Source organism: Xanthomonas sp. LMG 12460 (assembly GCF_009192895.1).
Classification (GTDB): Bacteria; Pseudomonadota; Gammaproteobacteria; order Xanthomonadales; family Xanthomonadaceae; genus Xanthomonas_A; species Xanthomonas_A sontii.
The window spans coordinates 25,865-39,748 of sequence record NZ_NKUH01000027.1 but is presented as its reverse complement, the minus strand read 5'-3'; the positions used below and the strand labels follow the sequence as shown (position 1 = coordinate 39,748).

The following is a 13,884-nucleotide window of genomic DNA, read 5'->3' as shown; positions in this document are numbered from 1 at the left end:
CTCACGCGCCGCTTTTGCCTCTGCTCTTACCATTCCCCACTCCCTATTCCCCATTCCCCGCTCCCCATGGATAAAGTCTTCATCGAAGGTCTGGAAATCGACGCGCTGATCGGCATCTACGATTGGGAGCGGCGGATCCGGCAGACGCTGCGCTTCGATCTGGAAATGGGCTTCGACAACCGCAAGCCCGCGGCCAGCGACGACATCGCCGACACGCTCAACTACAAGGCGGTGAGCAAGCGCCTGGTGGAACTGGTCGAGCAGTCCGGCTACGGGCTGGTGGAAACCCTGGCCGAGCGCTGCGCGGAAGCGGTGCTGCAAGAATTCGACGTGCAGTGGCTGCGGCTGAAGCTGAGCAAGCCGGGCGCGGTGCGCGGAGCGCAGGCAGTGGGGGTCATCATCGAGCGCAGCCGCGCATGAGCACGCAGGCATCGCTGCCATTCGCCAGCGCCGCGCCGGCGGCGCTGCCCGGCGCACGTTTCTTCGCCGACCTGCAGCACACCCTGGCACCGTATCCCTGGGCCTACGACGCGATGGTGATCGTGGCGCTGCTGCTGGCGGCGTGGCTGGCCAACTGGGTGACCAAGCGCATCCTGCTGCGCGGGCTGCGGCGGGCGCTGCGCGCCACCGTGCTCAGCGACAAGGAAGTGAAGCTGAGCGTGATCCCGCGCCTGGCCAACGTCATCCCGGCGCTGGTGCTGTCGCTGGGCATCGGCGCGGTGCCGCACCTGCCGGCGGCGATGGTCAGCGTGGTGCGCAACGTCTGCGCCGCCTTCATCGTGCTGACCGTGGCGCTGGCCCTGTCGCGCGTGCTGGACCTGCTCAACCACGTCTACGAGCGGCGCCCGGACGCGCACAACAAGCCGATCAAGGGCTACATGCAGTTGCTCAAGATCGTGCTCGGCGTGGTCGCGGCGGTGCTGATGGTGTCGGTGCTGGTCGACAAGTCGCCGGTGATCCTGCTGTCGGGCGTGGGCGCGATGATGGCGGTGCTGATCCTGGTGTTCCAGGACACCCTGCTGTCGCTGGTGGCCAGCGTCACCATCAGTTCCAACGACATGGTCCGCGTCGGCGACTGGATCGAGATGCCGCAGCAGAACGCCGACGGCGACGTGATCGACATCGCGCTGCATACGGTCAAGGTCCAGAACTGGGACAAGACCATCACCACCATCCCGACCAAGAAGCTGATCAGCGATTCGTTCAAGAACTGGCGCGGGATGAGCGAGGCCGGCGGGCGCCGGATCAAGCGCGCGCTGTACCTGGACCAGCACAGCGTGCGCTTCCTCGACGCTGCCGAGATCGAGCAGATGCGGCAGTTGACCGTGCTGCGCGAGTACATCGACCGCAAGCGCGACGAACTCGGCGCCTGGAACGGGGCGCTGGCCGAACGTGGGGTGGCGCCGATCAACGGCCGCCGGATCACCAACCTCGGCACCTTCCGCGCCTACGTCGAACATTACCTGCGCGCCAGCCCGCACGTGCGCCAGGACATGACCCTGCTGGTGCGGCAGCTGGAACCCGGCGCCAACGGCCTGCCGCTGGAGCTGTACTGCTTCGCCAACGACACCCGCTGGGCGATGTACGAGCAGATCCAGGCGGACCTGTTCGATCACCTGCTGGCGATCCTGCCCAATTTCGACCTGCGCGTGTTCCAGGCTTCCAGCGACGCGATGTTCATGGACAGCGCGCGGATCCGCCGCGCCCCGGACGCCGTGCCGCCGCCGGCGGCTTGACGGCTGTCACGTCTGCGGGCATGTTGCGGGACAACATGCCGGCGCCTCTCGCCGCCGGCCCGCAGCAACAAGGGGCGCGATGGACTGGAGCAAGTACCGCACGGCCACCTTCGACGAGCTGATCCAGTCCGACGGGCAGCCACGTCCGGCCGCGCGCCGGGTCATCGAGTACCTGTCCAGCCTCAGTGGACGCGAATTGTCCGAACGCCAGCTCGCCGCCGACGTCGCCGCGCGGGTCATGGGCATCACCTTCACGGTCTACTCCGACGGCCGCAACGTCGACCGCACGCTGCCGTTCGACCTGATCCCGCGGGTGATCCCGCTGCACGAATGGCAGCGCACCGAGGCCGGGCTGAAGCAGCGCATGCGCGCGCTCAACCTGTTCATCGGCGACATCTACGGCGCCCAGCGCATCGTCAAGGACAAGGTGTTCCCGGCGATGCTGCTGGAGCACTCGGTGAACTTCCGCCCGCAGTGCGTGGGCATCACCCCGGCGCTGGGGGTGTGGGCGCACGTGTGCGGTTCGGACCTGGTGCGCGACGCCGACGGCACGCTGTACGCGCTGGAGGACAACCTGCGCATCCCCAGCGGCGTGTCGTACATGCTCGAGAACCGCATGGTCGCCAAGCGGGTGTTCCCGGAACTGTTCGAGACCAGCGCGATCCTGCCGGTGGACGATTACCCGGCGCAGCTCTACGACACCCTGGCGGCGCTGTCGCCGCGCCCGGGCGACCAGCCGGTGATCGCGTTGCTGACCCCGGGCATCTTCAACAGCGCCTACTTTGAGCATGCCTACCTGGCGCAGGCGATGGGCATCGAGCTGGTCGAGGGCGACGACCTGTTCGTGGCCGACGACGACTGCACCTACATGCGCACCGTGTACGGACCGCGCCGGGTCGACGTGATCTACCGCCGGGTCGACGACCTGTTCCTGGACCCGGAGGCGTTCCGCGCCGATTCGGTGCTGGGCGTGGCCGGGCTGATCCGCAGCTGGCGCGCCGGCAAGGTGGCGCTGGCCAATGCGCCGGGCGCCGGCGTGGCCGACGACAAGGTGGTGTTCGCCTACGTGCCGAAGATGATCCGTTACTACCTGGACGAGGAGCCGATCCTGCCCAACGTGCCCAGCTACCTGTGCCACGACGACAAGGACCGCCAGTACGTGCTCGAGCACCTGGACGAACTGGTGGTGAAGCCGGCCAACGAGTCCGGCGGCTACGGCATGCTGATCGGCCCGCGCTCGACCACGCGCCAGCGCGAGCAGTTCCGCAAGCTGATCCTGGCCGACCCGCGCAACTACATGGCGCAGCCGACCCTGGGCCTGTCCACCGCGCCGATCGTGACCGAGGCCGGGCCGGCGCCGCGGCACCTGGACCTGCGCCCGTTCATCCTGTCCCGCGAGGACGTCTACGTGACCACCGGCGGGTTGACCCGGGTGGCGATGGAGGAGGGCTCGCTGGTGGTCAATTCCTCGCAGGGAGGCGGCGCCAAGGACACCTGGGTGGTGGACCTGGACGAGGAGCTGGACTGATGCTCTCGCGCGTTGCCGACAACCTCTACTGGTTCAGCCGCTACGTACGCCGCGCCGAGACCACCGCGCGGTTGGTGGGCGTGGGCAGCCTGCTGCAGCTGGACCTGCCGCGCTCGGTGCGCTTCGCCTGGCGGCCGATGATCGACACGGTCGGCGCCGGCGAGATCTTCGCGCTGTGGTTCCCCAACGCCGGCGACGACGTCGGCGACGCCGACGTGGTGCGCTTCCTGCTGCTGGACGAGCGCAATCCGTCCTCGCTGCGCAGTTCGGTGCAGTACGCGCGCGAACTGCTGCGCAGCATCCGCGACACCCTGCCGCAGGAGATCTGGGAAGCGGTCAACGACCTGCACCTGTACATCGACGCCAACGGCGAGCGCAGCGTCGGTCGCCGTTACCGCATGGAGTTCCTGGGCCACGTGACCGACGCCTGCCTGAAGGTGTCCGGGCTGCTGACCGCCAACGTCAGCCGCGACATCGGCTTCCAGTTCCTGCGCCTGGGCACGGCGATCGAGCAGGCCGACATGACCACGCGCATCATCGATGCCGGCGCCTCGGGCCTGATCACCCCGCGCAAGGCCGACGACCGCGAGGCCTACCAGGCCATGCAGTGGATGAGCGTGCTGCGTGCGCAGGCCGCCTACCAGATGTACCGCCGCCACGTGCGCCAGCGCGTCACCGGCGAGCAGGCGCTGCGCTTCCTGCTGCAGAACAACGATTTCCCGCGCAGCGTGCAGTTCTGCCTGGTCCGCGCCCAGCACATCCTGCCGACCATGCCGCCGCGGCCGCCGGTGGAGCGCGCGCTGATGCGCATCAGCGGGCTGGTGCGCAATGCCGACCCGGCGTACCTGGCGCAGCACAACCCGGCCGGGTTCATGGACGAGATCCAGACCCACCTCGGCCACCTGCACAGCGCCATCGCCGAGGCCTACTTCAGCTCCTGAGCTGAGGCGGGCGGCCTGTGCGCTGCGCCAGCGGCCGGCCGCGGCGATCCGGGATCAGCGCCGGGCTGAGCCGGGCCCGGCTCTCCCTCCAGTCCCCCTAGGCGGCGCCCCTTCGCAGGCGTATGGTGCGCGGCGGCCGGGCCGGCCCCGGTCGGTAGACAGTTTTATGAATAGGCGATTCCGGCGCCGGAACTTGCCCCATCGACTGGCCGCAGAGCTAGAATTGGCGGCTATGTAAACGTTTTCTCAAAGGACCCCATGGCTTCGGATCGTATCGAATCGCTCATCGCCCGCATGACCGTCGAGGAGAAGGTCGGCCAGCTCGGCGTCTTCGCCGACATGGTGCGCCCGTTCGCCCCCGACGTGAATCCGGAAGCCAACGTCCGCAATGCCGACGAGGTGCTGCAGCAGGTGCGCGCCGGCCGGGTCGGCTCGCTGTTCAACGGCGTCGGCGCGGAACTGGGGCGGCGCATCCAGCAGGTCGCGCTGGAGGAGAGCCGGCTGGGGATCCCGGTGATCCTGGCTGCGGACGTGATCCATGGCATGCGCACGGTGTTCCCGATCCCGCTGGGCGAGGCCGCCAGCTTCGAGCCGGAACTGGCCGAGCGCACCGCGCGCGCCACCGCGGTCGAGGCCACCGCCGCCGGCATCCACTGGACCTACGCGCCGGCGGTGGACATCGCCCGCGATCAGCGCTGGGGCCGCGGCGCCGAGGGCGCCGGCGAGGATGTGGTGCTGGGCTGCGCCTTCGCCGCCGCGCGCGTGCGCGGCTTCCACGGGCCGGACCTGCGCGCCGACGACGCCTTGCTGGCCACGCCCAAGCACTTCGCCGCCTATGGCGCGGTCGCCGCCGGCATGGAGTACGCCAGCGTCGACATCGCCCCGCAGACCCTGCGCGACGTGCATCTGCCGCCGTTCCAGGCCGCCTTCGAGGCCGGCGCGCTGAGCGTGATGACCTCCTTCAACGACATCAACGGCGTGCCGGCCAGCGCCAACCACGAACTGCTGACCGAGATCCTGCGCGGCGAATGGAAATTCCCCGGCGTGGTGATCTCCGACTACACCGCCGACATGGAGCTGATCGCGCACGGCTATGCCGCCGACGAGCGCGACGCGACCAAGAAGGCGTTCCTGGCCGGCATGGACATGAGCATGCAGAGCGGCTTCTACGCCGCGCACCTGCCGTCGCTGGTGGAGGACGGCGAGGTGCCGATGGCGCTGCTGGATGCCTCGGTGCGCCGCGTGCTGGAACTGAAGGAAGCGATCGGCCTGCTCGACGATCCGTACCGTTCGCTGGACCCGGCGCGCGAGGCCGACCCGTCGCACATCGCCGCGCACGATGCGCTGGCGCGCGACGCGGCGCGGCGCTCGATCGTGCTGCTGAAGAACGACGGCCCGGTGCTGCCGCTGCGCAAGCAGGGCCAGAAGATCGCGCTGATCGGCCCGTTCGCGCAGGACCGCGACAACATCGAAGGCTGCTGGACCCTGTTCGGCGACAAGACCCGCTACGTGACCCTGGAAGCCGGCGTGCGCGCCGCGCTGGCCGACGCGCAGGCGCTGACCGTGGTGCCCGGCTGCGGCCTGGAAGCGCCGCTGGACGGCGGCATCGAGGCGGCGGTGGCCGCCGCGCGCGCCGCCGACGTGGTGGTGCTGGCCCTTGGCGAGCCGCAGCGCTACAGCGGCGAGGCGCAGTCGCGCACGCAGATCGTGCTGCCGCCGGCGCAGCAGGCGCTGGCCGAGGCGGTCGCCGCCACCGGCACGCCGCTGGTGGTGCTGCTGCGCAACGGCCGCGCGCTGGCGCTGCAGGGCGCGGTGCGCGATGCCGCGGCGATCGCGGTGACCTGGTACCTGGGCACGCAGACCGGTCCGGCGGTGGCCGACGTGCTGTTCGGCGACTACAACCCGTCCGCGCGCCTGCCGGTGAGCTTCCCGCTGGATGCCGGGCAGCAGCCGTACTTCTACAACCACCCGCGCACCGGCCGGCCGGAACTGCCGACGATGAGCGAGTTCAAGTCGCGCTGGCGCGAGGTGCCGAACGCGCCGCTGTATCCGTTCGGCCATGGCCTCGGCTACACGCAGTTCGCCTATGGCGCGCCGCAGCTCGACCGCACTCAGGTCGGCTGGGACGACACCCTGACCGTGACCACGCGCATCGACAACGTCGGCGAGCGCGAAGGCGAGGAAGTGGTGCAGCTGTACATCCACGACCGCGTTGCCAGCCGGGTGCGCCCGGTGCGCGAGTTGAAGGCGTTCCGCAAGGTGCGGCTGGCCGCGGGCGAGGGCATGGAGGTCCGCTTCACCCTCGACCGCCACGCGCTGGCCTTCACCGGCCGCGACGGACAGTGCGCGGCCGAGCCGGGCCTGTTCGACCTGTGGGTGTGCGCGTCCTCGGCCAGCGGCGAGCCGGTGGCCTTCGAGCTGCTGCCCGGCTGAGCCTGGCGCAGCGACAGCCGTCGCCGACCTGGGCATGACGCCGATGGTGATTCGGTCGCGCGGATTGCCCTGATCCGGAGGCAGCGCCATGCGGCCCGGAGGACGCGCGCTGGCTGCTCTTGCAGCCACTTTCATGGTCTGGCGTGCCTCTGTGGGGTCGCAACGGACGCCTGTTGTGGGTGTGGGCGCGTGTACTCGTCGCGTCGGCTCCTGCCTGCGGCCTGCGTTCCCGGCCTTCCATGCAGGACGCGGCGTGACGCCGCCTGCATCTGCGGTAGCGTTCCGATGCGGCCTGCTGCAGGCGTCTACGGCGGGGCGGCGCAGCATCCACTGTGATCGGGTGCGTAACTCGCCGCTTTCCTCTACCTTATGCATTCAGGTTGCGTTGTCGGGATGCGCGCTGCGCCTCGCCCGTGCGCCGATCCTGGTCTTCCCTCATCACAAGGAATTTCTCATGCAAGCTGCGCCCAAGACCTCCGCCGCCTTTATCGCTGCCTCCTGGGGGGCGTTGCTGCTGGGCACGGGCGGGTTCCTGATCGGCTTGTGGAATGCCGAAATGATGTTGAACGAGAAGGGCTATTACTTCACGGTCCTGCTGTTCGGCCTGTTTTCCGCGGTCTCGCTGCAAAAGAGCGTGCGCGACCGGGTCGAGGACATTCCGGTGAGCGCGTTGTATTACTCGATCTGCTGGTTCTCGGTGATCGCGGCGCTGGTGCTGTTGGCAGTCGGTCTATTCAATGCAACCTTGTTGCTGAGCGAGAAAGGCTTCTATGCCATGGCCTTCGCGCTTAGCCTGTTCGGTGCAGTGGCGGTGCAGAAGAACACCCGCGATGCGGTGGGGGCCGGTCAAGGCGGCAAGCGCCACGTCGGGCAGACGTTGCCGCCTCCGCTGGAGTGATCCGGTCTGGCGCGCTGCCCCGGGCGGGCAGACCGCTGCCGTCGTGACCGCGACCACGGCTTGGCCGCGGCATGCTTGCCGTGCACGCGGGCTCTGCTAGGTTCGGGATTCGACCCCAACCGATAGGTGCACGTCATGCGAACTCCCCTGGGTTTGGCTTGCGCGCTGGCCATGGGCCTGGCGATCTCTGCGGCGCACGCCGCCCCCGCCGACACGGCCGCCGAGCGGCGCGGCGACTGGCCGTTCTCGGCGACGCCGGTCGCCACCTTCAACGAACCGTGGGCGATGAGCTTCCTGCCCGACGGCACTGCGCTGGTCAGCGAGAAGGGTGGCACGCTCAAGCGCATCGATCCGGTCAGCGGCCATACCGGCACGGTCAGCGGCGTCCCCACCGTGGCGTACGGCGGCCAGGGCGGTCTCGGCGACGTGCTGCCGCATCCGGGCTTCGCCAAGAACGGCTGGGTCTACCTGAGCTACGCCGAACCCGGCAGCGGCGATACCCGCGGCGCAGCGGTGATGCGCGCCAAGCTGACGCTCGACAACAACGGCGGCGGCAGCCTGTCCCAACAGCAGGTGATCTGGCGGCAGCAGCCCAAGGTGTCCGGCAACGGCCACTTCGGCCATCGGCTGGCGTTCGGGCCGGACGGCAAGCTGTGGATCAGTTCCAGCGAGCGGCAGAAGTTCGATCCGGCGCAGGACATGAGCGGCAACCTGGGCAAGATCGTGCGCCTCAACGACGACGGTAGCGTGCCGGCCGACAATCCGTTCGCCAACCGCGGCGGCGTCGCCGCGCAGGTGTGGTCGCTGGGCCACCGCAACGTGCTCGGCCTGGCCTTCGACGCCAACGGCCGGTTGTGGGAACACGAAATGGGCCCGGCCGGCGGCGACGAGCTGAACCTGATCCAGCGCGGCGCCAATTACGGCTACCCGATCGTGTCCAATGGCGATCATTACGACGGCCGCCCGATTCCCGATCACAGCACACGCCCGGAATTCGCCGCGCCCAAGGTGAGCTGGACGCCGGTGATCTCGCCGGCCGGCTTCGTCATCTACAACGGCAGCCGCTTCCCGCAGTGGCGCGGCAATGGCTTCATCGGCGGCCTGTCCTCGCAGTCGCTGGTGCGGATCGAGTTCAATGGCGAGACCGCACGCGAGGCCGCCCGCTACGACATGGGCAAGCGCATCCGCGAGGTGGAGCAGGGGCCGGATGGCGCGCTGTGGCTGCTGGAGGATGGCGCCGGTGGGCGGTTGCTGAAGTTGCAGCCGCTGGAGAGTTGAGGAGTACACCCGGCAGCGGCGGTTGCGCCGCTGCCGGGTGAGCGGCGTGGGGCGCGTGCGCCTGCCGATGCGTCGGTGCTGGCGGCGTGGGTGCGATCAGGAACATCGCCGTGCTGCCTTCGTAGGCGCGGCTTCAGCCGCGACGGGCTTTACTGAGAAAGCCTGTCGCGGCTGAAGCCGCTTCTACAGGTGGGAACGTGGCGCGTCGCCTTATTCGCCGTTGCCGGCACGCTCCCAGGCGCGGCGCACCGCGTGGCGGGCCTTGCTCCAGCTCAGCGTCTGCGAGCCCTTGTTGTTGTCCCAGTCGCGGTGCAGTTCCGCTTCCACCTGCTCGTAGGCGCGGTTGAAGTCGCGGATGCGCGCCTCGTGGCCGGCGTGGTAGGCGGGTTCGTAGTCCTCGAACCGCTCGCCTTCGCTGTAATAGGGCTCGTCGGCGAAACGATCGCGCCAGTACTGCGAGACGCTGTTGCGGTCCTCGTCGTTGGGCGCACGGCCGGGAATCTGATACGGAACGCTCATGATGGTTCTCCGTGGGCGATGAATGCGCTTAAAGCTAGCCACGCCGGCGTTAAACCCGCCCCTGCGCGGTGTGATCGCGATATGAAACATTCATGCCTTCTGGCAGGCTGCGCCGGCGCTCAGGGTGGCTTACGATCCGCCGCTACGCCCCCTCTCTACCGACAAATCCCATGGCCGCCAACGGCATCGCCTTGTTGACCCCGTACCTGGCCACGGCCGGCGTCGGCTGGCTGTATTACCGACGCATCCGTCGCTACTTCGGCCGCCAGCCCTGGCAGCCGCGGCGCACCGGCGTGCGGCTGGGGTTCCTGCTGCTGGTCGCGGGCCTGCTGACCTGGCTGGCCGTGCAGTTGCCGGCCGTGCGCCTGGGCATGGCGCTGGGCGCCGTGTTGGGCGCCGCGCTGGGCGCCTTCGCCCTGCACCACACCCGCATCGAGCTGCAGGACGGCGCGCGCTGGTATACGCCAAATCCCTGGATCGGCGCCGCGCTGAGCGTGCTGTTGCTCGGGCGCCTGGCCTGGCGCTGGGCCAGCGGCGCCTTCGCCGGCGGCAGTGCCGAGACCCTGCAGAACGCCAGTCCGCTGACCATGAGCATTGCCGCGGCGCTGATCGCCTATGGGCTGGTGTACGCCGCTGGTCTGTTGGTACGCATGCGGTCGCTGACGCCAGCCGCCTGACGAAACGCGCCTGCCGATGACGACGCCATGGCGGCGGGCCTTCGGGCCGTGCAACCGCGTCAGTACGGAACTGCGCAACGGAGAGCGTCTCGCGCCAGGCCTGGCCTAGCTGGCGTGATGTCAGTGCGCGGCAGCCGCCGCTTCGTAAGGCAAGGCCGTGGTGCCGGCCGCGCGCAGCGGCGCGTCGGCGGCGTCCAGTAGCTCCGGCTCGCCTTCGATCACCACCAGGATGCGCCCGGCCTCGATTTCCTCTTCGAAGTTGCGCCGCACCGGGTCCGGCACGGTGGACCCGACCAGCGCCGAGGACCAACTGCCGACCAGGGCACCGGCGATCGCCATGACCCCGGCGCCGGCCAGGGTGATGCCGAGTGGCGGCACCGCGATCGCCGCCAGCCCGGCCAGCAGTCCGGCCGCACCGCCGCCCAGGGCGCCACGCGCCGCGGCCGGCACGGTGTCGGTCTTGCCTTCCTTGCGGTCGTCGGGGATGGCGTCCAGCTCGATGTCGCCGCGCGCGACCAGCGACAGGTCGTCGTTGTCGAGACCGGCACTGCGCGCGGCCTGCAGTGCGCGCGTGGCGGTGGGCAGATCCGGAGCGCTGTAGACGCGGCGTCGTTTCATGGCGGGCGGCTCTGGCTGGTGGGCGCCCAGCGTCCGGGTGCCGCGGTTATCCGCGCGTGACCTGCGCGCAAGGCGGCGTGAAGGCGTTCATGCCGCGTCCCTGCGCGGGAACCGATAGAGCAGCGCGCCCACCAGCAACGCCACGCCCGCGGCGGCCAGGTTCTGCCAGCTGGCGCTGAGCAGCAACGCCAGCGCCAGCAACAGCGCCGCCAGCGGGATCAACGGCCCGCCCGGCAGCCGCAGCGCGCCGGGCCGATCGCGATAGCGCCGTGCCAGCACCAGCACCGCTGCGGCGGTGCCGATGTAGGCGAACAGGCGGGTGACCATCGACAGCAGCGCCAGTTGCACGAACGAGCCGGACAGCGCCAGCGCCAGCGACAGCACGCCTTGCAGCAGGATCGCCGCGGCCGGCGTGCGGAAGCGCGGATGCACCCGCGCCAGGAACGCCGGGCCGTAGCCGTCCTTGGCCAGCGCGAACAGGAAGCGCGGCCCCAGCATCACCGTGTTGCTGGTGGTGCCGAGGATGGAGATGGTGGCGCCGACGGTGAGGATCAGCGCCAGCGCTTCGCCGCCGAAGCCGCTGGCGGCATCGGCCAGTGGCGTCGCCGATTGCGCCACGTTGGGCAGCGTGCCCTGCGCCACCACCTGCACCGCGGCATAGATCAGGGTGACGGTGACGATCATGGTGATCAGCGCGAACGGCACGTCGCGGCGCGGATTGCGGTATTCGCCCGCGGCGGCCGGGATGTTCTCGAAGCCGGCATAGGCGAACAGCAGCAGCAACGCCGCCTCGCCGAGGTTGCCGACATCGTGCGGGTCCGGGGTCTTGCCCGAGAACGCCCACGACCAGTCCACGTAGAACACGCCGATCGCCACGAACAGCAGCAGCGGCACCAGCTTGCCGATCACCAGCGCCACGCCGGTGCGCGCGGCCGACTTCACCCCGATCACGTTGATCGCGGTGAGCAGGCCGAGCGAGCCGATCACGATGGCCAGGCGCGCGCCGCCCCCGGCCGCGGCCGGCCAGAAGCGCACCACCGCATCGGCCAGCCCGTTGCTCAGCGCCGCTGCCGAACTGATCCGGGTCAGCCAGATCATCCAGCCGATCTCGAAGCCGGCGAAACGGCCGAACGCCTCGCGCGCATACAGATAGCTGCCGCCGGGTTCGTCGAAGTAACTGGCCGCCTGCGCGTAACACAGCACCAGCAGCGCCACCGCCACACCGGCCAGCAACACCGCCCACAGGCTCAACGGCCCGAGCAGGGCGGCGGTGGCCGCGGGCAGCAGGTAGATGCCGCTGCCGATCACGTCGTTGATCGACAACCCGACGATCTGCCAGCGGCTGACCGCGCGGACCAGCCCGGGTGCGGGCGCCTGGCTCACGACGCCGGCTCCACGGCCGGCAGCGCCCACTCGGCCTGCAGGCGCCGGTAGGCATGGCGCGGCAGCAGCACGAACAGCGGCGCGGCGGACGGCCGCAACCACGCCAGCAGCCGCTGCATGTCGGCCGGCTGCATCGCGGTGCAGCCGGCGGTGGGCGCGCCGGGCGCGCGCCACAGGTGCGCAAAGATGCAGCTGCCGGCGCCCGGCGTGGCCTGCGCGTTGTGCTGGATCACGAAGCCTTCGCGGTAGCGCTGATCGCCGGCGTGTTGCAGGTCCAGGCGCATCGGTTCGGTGGACCCGGCCACCGCGGCGCTGCCGACCTTGTCGGCATCGACGATCTGGTTGTACAGCGGCGATCCTGGCACATCGATGCAGTAGTTGCTCTGCTGCATCGCCTGGTAGGGCATGGCGCTGTCGATGCGCGGCGCATAGCCGAAGGCTTCGCCGATGGTGAACACGCCGGCCGGGCTGCGGCCGTCGCCTTCGCGCTTCTGCGGGCCGTCCGTCTGCGCCGGATGCAGGCCGAGGCCCCAGGCGCTGCCGTGGCGGCCGAGGCTCACGTCGAAGGCCTTGCCCTGCGCGCGCCAGCCTTTCGCGTCGCGCTCGAACGCCTGCAACGTGCCCTGCGGGCTGTCCCAATCAGGCGCCAGCACCAAGATCAGTTGCTGCGCGCGCTGCACGGCCGGCACGGTGGTGTCGGCGGCCATGCAGGGCGCGCCGATCAGGGCGCACAGCAGGGCCAAGCCGATGCGCCAGGCGCGATGGTGGCCGGCATGCGGTGGCGTGGCGGGGGACCGATGGAGCAGGGGCATGGGGATCTCCGGGGGGCGACATGGGCGCGAGGGCGCCTTGGGTGCAAGGTAGCGCAGTTGCGAGGCGGATGGCGCGCACTGGTGCGGCGATCTTGTCGACGACCTGGTCGATGCAGTGGGTGGCGAGTGGTCTATGTGTTGGTGACGTGTGGGCGGCGGTATGGGTGTTGTGTCGTGAGTGTCCGCGCTGCGCCAGAGCAAGCTGATCCACGCCGTTGCCGTTGCCGTTGCCTTTGCCTTTACCGTTGCTGTTGCTCTTGCTCTTGCTTCTGTTGTTGCTGTTGTTCTGGCTTTTGACTTACCGGGTTCCCTTCCGAAGCGGCGAACCAGGCGGGAAAAACCCGAAGGGCGGCGCACATGGATGTGCGCCGTCCGCGGCAGGGGCAGGATGCCCCTTCCGCGGATCCCGTCTGGTTCGCGGACCCGGAGCGCGCAGCGCGGAGGGCGCGTAGGCAGGGCGCGCTTTCTTTTGGTTACCTTTTCTTTGCGCGAGCAAAGAAAAGTAACTCGCCCGAAAGGGCGAAAGCCTTTAAAGCCTTTGCTGTTGCTGCTGCCGTTGCTTGAAGTCTGTCTGTCGGACGAGAAGATCTGTAAGAGCGGCTTCAGCCGCGACAGCGAGAGTCCGTTGTGTCTGTTGTGTCTGTCGCGGCTGAAGCCGCTCCTGTAATTCAGCTACGGCGGCAGCATCTTCAAGAGCAAAGCTTTCGCCTGGCGGCGAGTTACTTTTCTTTGCTTGTGCAAAGAAAAGTAACCAAAAGAAAGCACACCCTGCCTCGCGCCCTCCGCGCTAACGCGCTCCGGGTCCGCGTCCATCGCGGGGATCCGCGGAAGGGGCATCCTGCCCCTGCCGCGGACGGCGCACGTCCATGTGCGCCGCCCCTTCGGGGTTTTTCCCCGTGATGGCCGCCGCTTCGGAAGGGGACCCGGCAAGTCAAAAGCCAAAGCCACTGCAAGAGCAACAGCAACAGCAACAGCAACAGCAGTACTCGCTGACGGTGCAGCTGTGCGACGCGCATGAGGCACGGACGTTCCTCGACGTTCTCCCCCCAGTCCGCGCCCGA

At 69.3% G+C, this 13,884-nt stretch carries 13 protein-coding genes; 9 read left to right on the top strand and 4 right to left on the bottom strand.

Annotated elements, in window-relative coordinates; genetic code table 11:
* Positions 1 to 66 precede the first annotated feature (66 nt).
* The 7 genes from folB (at position 67) to CEK66_RS06545 (ending at position 8,814) form a co-directional block, all read left to right on the top strand.
* Complete coding sequence (gene folB, locus CEK66_RS06575; RefSeq protein WP_017912042.1) at positions 67 to 420, top strand: dihydroneopterin aldolase; 354 nt, start codon at positions 67 to 69, stop codon at positions 418 to 420.
* Positions 417 to 1,736, top strand: a complete 1,320-nt coding sequence (locus CEK66_RS06570; protein WP_043094374.1) for a mechanosensitive ion channel domain-containing protein — start codon at positions 417 to 419, stop codon at positions 1,734 to 1,736. Before folB ends, CEK66_RS06570 begins: the two co-directional genes overlap by 4 nt.
* A gap of 79 nt (positions 1,737 to 1,815) precedes the next feature.
* Positions 1,816 to 3,264 (top strand): circularly permuted type 2 ATP-grasp protein, encoded by a 1,449-nt coding sequence (locus CEK66_RS06565; protein ID WP_010341631.1) that lies wholly within the window; start codon positions 1,816 to 1,818, stop codon positions 3,262 to 3,264.
* Positions 3,264 to 4,205, top strand: coding sequence for an alpha-E domain-containing protein (locus CEK66_RS06560; protein WP_017908619.1), 942 nt, complete (start codon positions 3,264 to 3,266; stop codon positions 4,203 to 4,205). Before CEK66_RS06565 ends, CEK66_RS06560 begins: the two co-directional genes overlap by 1 nt.
* A gap of 258 nt (positions 4,206 to 4,463) precedes the next feature.
* The gene (locus CEK66_RS06555; protein ID WP_152236352.1) at positions 4,464 to 6,638 is read left to right on the top strand and encodes a glycoside hydrolase family 3 N-terminal domain-containing protein; all 2,175 of its coding nucleotides are present in this window, start codon (positions 4,464 to 4,466) and stop codon (positions 6,636 to 6,638) included.
* A gap of 454 nt (positions 6,639 to 7,092) precedes the next feature.
* The gene (gene yiaA / locus CEK66_RS06550; RefSeq protein ID WP_043094380.1) at positions 7,093 to 7,536 is read left to right on the top strand and encodes an inner membrane protein YiaA; all 444 of its coding nucleotides are present in this window, start codon (positions 7,093 to 7,095) and stop codon (positions 7,534 to 7,536) included.
* 135 nt (positions 7,537 to 7,671) lie between these two features.
* Positions 7,672 to 8,814: a PQQ-dependent sugar dehydrogenase gene (locus CEK66_RS06545; RefSeq protein ID WP_193312587.1), complete on the top strand. Its 1,143-nt coding sequence runs from the start codon at positions 7,672 to 7,674 to the stop codon at positions 8,812 to 8,814.
* A 210-nt stretch (positions 8,815 to 9,024) separates the two neighbouring features.
* Here the strand turns inward: CEK66_RS06545 and CEK66_RS06540 are convergent, their stop codons facing one another.
* Positions 9,025 to 9,333, bottom strand: a complete 309-nt coding sequence (locus CEK66_RS06540; protein ID WP_017916324.1) for a hypothetical protein — start codon at positions 9,331 to 9,333, stop codon at positions 9,025 to 9,027.
* Positions 9,334 to 9,503: 170 nt separating this feature from the next.
* Here CEK66_RS06540 and CEK66_RS06535 point away from each other — a divergent pair, with 170 nt between their 5' ends.
* Entirely contained in the window at positions 9,504 to 10,010 is a 507-nt protein-coding gene (locus tag CEK66_RS06535) for a hypothetical protein (protein ID WP_152236351.1), read from the top strand.
* A 120-nt stretch (positions 10,011 to 10,130) separates the two neighbouring features.
* Here CEK66_RS06535 and CEK66_RS06530 read toward each other — a convergent pair whose 3' ends face one another.
* The 3 genes from CEK66_RS06530 to CEK66_RS06520 form a co-directional block, all read right to left on the bottom strand.
* Positions 10,131 to 10,628, bottom strand: coding sequence for a hypothetical protein (locus CEK66_RS06530; protein ID WP_152236350.1), 498 nt, complete (start codon positions 10,626 to 10,628; stop codon positions 10,131 to 10,133).
* An 87-nt stretch (positions 10,629 to 10,715) separates the two neighbouring features.
* Positions 10,716 to 12,011, bottom strand: a complete 1,296-nt coding sequence (locus CEK66_RS06525; protein ID WP_152236349.1) for an APC family permease — start codon at positions 12,009 to 12,011, stop codon at positions 10,716 to 10,718.
* A complete protein-coding gene (locus CEK66_RS06520) occupies positions 12,008 to 12,718 on the bottom strand; it encodes a L,D-transpeptidase family protein (RefSeq protein WP_226978520.1) in 711 nt (236 codons plus the stop codon). The genes CEK66_RS06525 and CEK66_RS06520 overlap by 4 nt, the downstream gene beginning before the upstream one ends.
* A gap of 283 nt (positions 12,719 to 13,001) precedes the next feature.
* Here CEK66_RS06520 and CEK66_RS20325 point away from each other — a divergent pair, with 283 nt between their 5' ends.
* The gene (locus CEK66_RS20325) at positions 13,002 to 13,490 is read left to right on the top strand and encodes a hypothetical protein (RefSeq protein ID WP_193312586.1); all 489 of its coding nucleotides are present in this window, start codon (positions 13,002 to 13,004) and stop codon (positions 13,488 to 13,490) included.
* Positions 13,491 to 13,884 lie beyond the last annotated feature (394 nt).